Origin of the sequence: Atribacter sp., assembly GCF_035418125.1 — a bacterium.
GTDB classification, from domain to species: domain Bacteria; phylum Atribacterota; class Atribacteria; order Atribacterales; family Atribacteraceae; genus Atribacter; species Atribacter allofermentans.
In genome coordinates this window covers 1-4,045 of the sequence record NZ_DAOLQM010000203.1, presented here as the reverse complement: position 1 = coordinate 4,045, position 4,045 = coordinate 1, and the positions used below count along the sequence as shown (strand labels likewise).

4 protein-coding genes are annotated in these 4,045 nt (G+C 37.8%); 3 read left to right on the top strand and 1 reads right to left on the bottom strand.

What is annotated here, in order from left to right; all coding sequences use genetic code 11:
• Together PLK24_RS09185 and PLK24_RS09180 are read left to right on the top strand one after the other, a co-directional pair.
• A partial coding sequence (locus PLK24_RS09185) for a hypothetical protein (RefSeq protein WP_324478426.1) occupies positions 1-357 on the top strand: 357 nt, incomplete at its 5' end.
• 242 nt (positions 358-599) lie between these two features.
• Positions 600-1,832, top strand: a complete 1,233-nt coding sequence (locus tag PLK24_RS09180; RefSeq protein WP_324478424.1) for a uroporphyrinogen decarboxylase family protein — start codon at positions 600-602, stop codon at positions 1,830-1,832.
• A 57-nt stretch (positions 1,833-1,889) separates the two neighbouring features.
• On the opposite strand, the gene PLK24_RS09175 is transcribed toward PLK24_RS09180, so the two are convergent.
• On the bottom strand, positions 1,890-2,852 hold the full coding sequence (locus PLK24_RS09175; protein WP_324478422.1) for a sugar phosphate isomerase/epimerase family protein: 963 nt from the start codon (positions 2,850-2,852) through the stop codon (positions 1,890-1,892).
• A gap of 279 nt (positions 2,853-3,131) precedes the next feature.
• Here PLK24_RS09175 and PLK24_RS09170 point away from each other — a divergent pair.
• Positions 3,132-4,045: hypothetical protein (locus PLK24_RS09170; RefSeq protein WP_324478420.1), on the top strand; the 914-nt coding region annotated here is incomplete at its 3' end.

The following is a 4,045-nucleotide window of genomic DNA, read 5'->3' as shown; positions in this document are numbered from 1 at the left end:
CATGGAGGGATTGATTATTGGCATAGCTGCGGTCGGATTGATCCAGTTTTAAAAGATATTATGGAGATCCCTTCCTTAAAGATGGTTCACATTAGCCCCTGGACCGATATAGAAAAAGCTGTGTCAGTTGCCAATCATGATATCATTTTGGAAATTGTGCTCAATCCGGTTGATGATGTGGAAAAAGCAACCTCTCAAGAGATGAAGGAGAAACTGAGAAGGATAAAAGATTGCTGTCAGGGTCTTCATTACACTGTTCGTGCTGACGCTTTTCAAATTGTCAGCACTCTTGAAAACGACTTGAAACAGATCAAGCAATGGATTGAAATCGCTCGCGAAGAATTATCCTATAAATAGGTAAAATTGTCCCAGTATGGTGTATGAAATTGAATAAAAAATCGAAATGTTTTGTTTACCCTCTCCCGCCAAGGGGAGAGAATATTGTATATCCCCAATTTTTCAGGAATAATTACCTCTGGCTCATTATAAGCTTCTTGTAGCATTCAAGAGAAAGACAGGAATAAATATAAAATAATGTTAAGATATTTGATAACAATGAAATAAATTAAAAAATTATCTACAATTGGGAGGTGACAGGATTGACCTCACGAGAAAGAGTGCTGGCTGCAATCAATCATAAAGAACCAGATCGGGTCGCAGTTGATTTTGGTGGTCATCGATCCAGCGGTATTATGGCAATTGCCTATGCCCGTTTAAAAAAGTATTTAGGAATTACCAGCGGGGATATCTATGTTTACGACATTCCTCAGCAATTAGCTGTTGTCGAGCCAGAAGTGTTAGATCACTTTCATATAGATGTCATTGAATTAGGACGTGGTTTTGGTTTGGAAAAAGAGTACTGGAAAGAGTGGGAACTTCCCGATGGAACCCCTTGCAAAATTCCAGTCCATATCAATTTGGTTAAGGAAAATGGTGATTGGTATGCCTGCTCTGATGATGGAACTCGAATTGCTACTCAACCGAAAGGTTCGCTTTATTTTGATCAAATATATTTCCCCTTGCTTGGGGTAAAGGACCTAAAATCAATCGATTTTGACGCAGCATTTGAAAAGTCAATGTGGAATAAGCTGTCGAATCCACCTGCTCCTTTGGGATATGATTCAGAAGGTTTGCAGAAATTGAAAGAAGGAGCCAAGAAACTTCGCGAAACGACTGATCGAGCAATCGTTGGTCTTTTTGGTGGAAACCTTCATGAAATCCCTCAGTTTCTTTTCCGTGCAGACAATTGGTTTATGATGTTAGCATCGGAGCCAGAAAAAACCCATCACTTTTTAGATCAATTGGTTGAATACCATTTAAACAACTTAGAAAAGTACCTTTCAGCCGTGGGTGAATATATTGATGTTATCCAATTTGGGGATGATTTAGGGATGCAAACCGGTCCCCAAATTTCTAAAAAGATGTATGATACCTTTCTTAAACCTCGTCATAGTATTCTTTGGAACCAGGCGAAAAAGTTAGCCAAGGTAAAGGTTATGCTTCATTGTTGTGGTGGAGTTTATCCTCTTATGCCAAGTTTTATTGAAGCAGGATTAGACATTATTAATCCGGTACAAACCACTTGTAAGGACATGGAAGCCGAGCGACTAAAAAGGGAATTTGGAAAGGATATGGTTTTTTGGGGAGGGGGATGTAATACACGAGATGTTTTAGGAGTTGGCACTCCTCAACAAATAGCTGAAGATGTTCGAGAAAGAGTGAGAATTCTTGCACCCGGGGGCGGTTTTGTATTTCAACAGATCCACAACATAATGGCCAATGTCCCGCCAGAAAATATTGAAGCAATGTTTCAGGCTATTCATACCGCTTAAAAAAATTGGGTTAAAAAAGAGACGGAATAGTATCTCTACCGTCTCTTTTTTAAATTTTTATCGTAATAACTCTTCATCGGTTGCCGATAGGATAATTTCTTCTCTTTCATAGAAGTAATCGGCAGTTTGCCCAACCAACTCATCTAAACTCTTCGGATCTGGTTTTCCCCACATAGCAGGATAGGGGTCTCCACCGGGTCCTAACGGTTCAGGAGTAACAAAGCAGGATTCATTGTTATATCCAATACAGTAGAGAGCCATAATAAAAATATCAACATCAAGGAAACCTTTTCCCAGTGCTCCTCTTTGAGTATCAGCGGTGTGGAGGTTGGTTAGATAGTTACCGTATTCAATGATGGTGGTTCCGATATGATCCTCGCCAACTAACATGTGATAAAGGTCGCCTCCAATATGTTGAACACCAGGATGGTTAATGTAATCGATGAGAGCTTTCGCCTCTTTGAAAGTGTGGCAAAAACTCACCTCCGCAGCTCGAACTGGCTCTATTGCAGCTCGGATTCCATGCTTTTGAAAATCATCAGCTAGAATACGGATGGCATCACCCGCTCGGTAAAATTCACTATCATCGTACTTTTGAGGTCGACCAACTGCTCCAGGCGCGAATAGAATATATTTTCCGCCCATTTCGGCGCAAAATTCTATATGCCGGTGAAAGTAGTCGATTGATCTCTGAGTAATATGAGGTTTGTTGCTGGAAAGCTCTGAATCAGGAGAAACCATACCACAGATTCCTCCAACTTTGATCCCGTAATCATCTAAAATTGGACGTATTTCTTTGGCTTTATAGCCTAAATCAGGTCCATACTTGTTTCCGTGTAATTCAACATAGTGGATATTATGCTTTGCCAATCGGGCACAAGAGGTTTCAAAAGATTCAATGCCAAATCCCCAATTACTCCAGGATAAATTCAAACGATTTTTCCAGTTGCTTTTTTTCCGTATTTCGAGAAATTTTTGAATAACTAAGTTGTCCTTTATTTGGAAATTTTGGAGCTTCATTCAACCACCACCTTTATTCAATTTAATAAATTTTAACCGAAACCAATAGAAAAGTTTACTTTTATTTATTTTCCACCTGCATATGTTGTTTAATTCAACAATAAGGGTCATAATATACTCTTTTTTGTCATGAATTGGTAAAATAATTAAAATTATTGAAAAAGAAACAAAAAGTAGTTTTTCCAAACCTTTCGACAGAATATTTATCAATAATTTTTCAAAAATTAACAAATTAAATTGTATATATTTTGCCTCAAAAGAAAGGGAGGGTTTACAGATTTGAAAGCAAAATTAGTTCCTCTTTATCTTAAATCAAGCCCCGATGAGAAGTTTTATCAGCAAACGAGCAATTTGAAAACACTCTTTAAAGAGGAGATTGATTTGTTAAATCCTATTCCACTGGGAGAAAAACTTCCCGAAGCTGATGCAGTGATTTTCCCACAAATATTAGGAGAAGCCTATCGGAAAATTGATGATTTCTATAATATTAAACTCCCGATTTTAGTTATAACCTCGGAGTTTGGTACAGTTTCTATGTGGGACTGGGAAGTGGTGAGTTATTTAAAAATGAAAGGCCTTGAAGTATTTGCTCCTTATAATATTGAAATGTCCAAAAAAATCCTCAAATGCTTAGCCCTAAAAAGAGAAATGAAAACGACCAAATTTCTTATTTTTCAGGAAAATCCCGGAAAGGGCATGCAAGCCAGTATATTTAAGCGTTTTTATTGGTGGGAGAAGGAATGTACTGAGCAAATCAACCGAAAATTTGGTATTGGAATAATACGAAAAAGCCTTAAACAATTAGCAGAAGAAGTTAAGAAAATACCTGAAGAAGAAGTTGCCAAGATTGAAAATAATTTGATTATACCTATTGATAATGTAACGGGTCGGGCTCTTGGAAATGCACTCAAACTCTATCTTGCTGTTAAAAAAGAAATTGACTGGGATGCGACGATCAAAGGAATTGGGACGAACTGCTTAAATGAATCTTATTATTTTAACACCACTCCCTGTTTGGCGTGGGATTTGTTGTTTCAAGAAAAGGGAATCATGTGGGCTTGTGAAGCCGATACCTTATCCTTACTCACCCAACACATCCTTTATAATATACTAGAAACCCCAATCATGATGAGTAATGTTTATCCATTTTTGATGGGAATGGCTGCCTTAAAACACGAAAAGATTGATTCTTT

Excerpts from the sequence above, each read along its gene's own strand:
- PLK24_RS09175 (WP_324478422.1), bottom strand. The coding sequence starts at position 2,852 with ATGAAGCTCCAAAATTTCCAAATAAAGGACAACTTAGTTATTCAAAAA.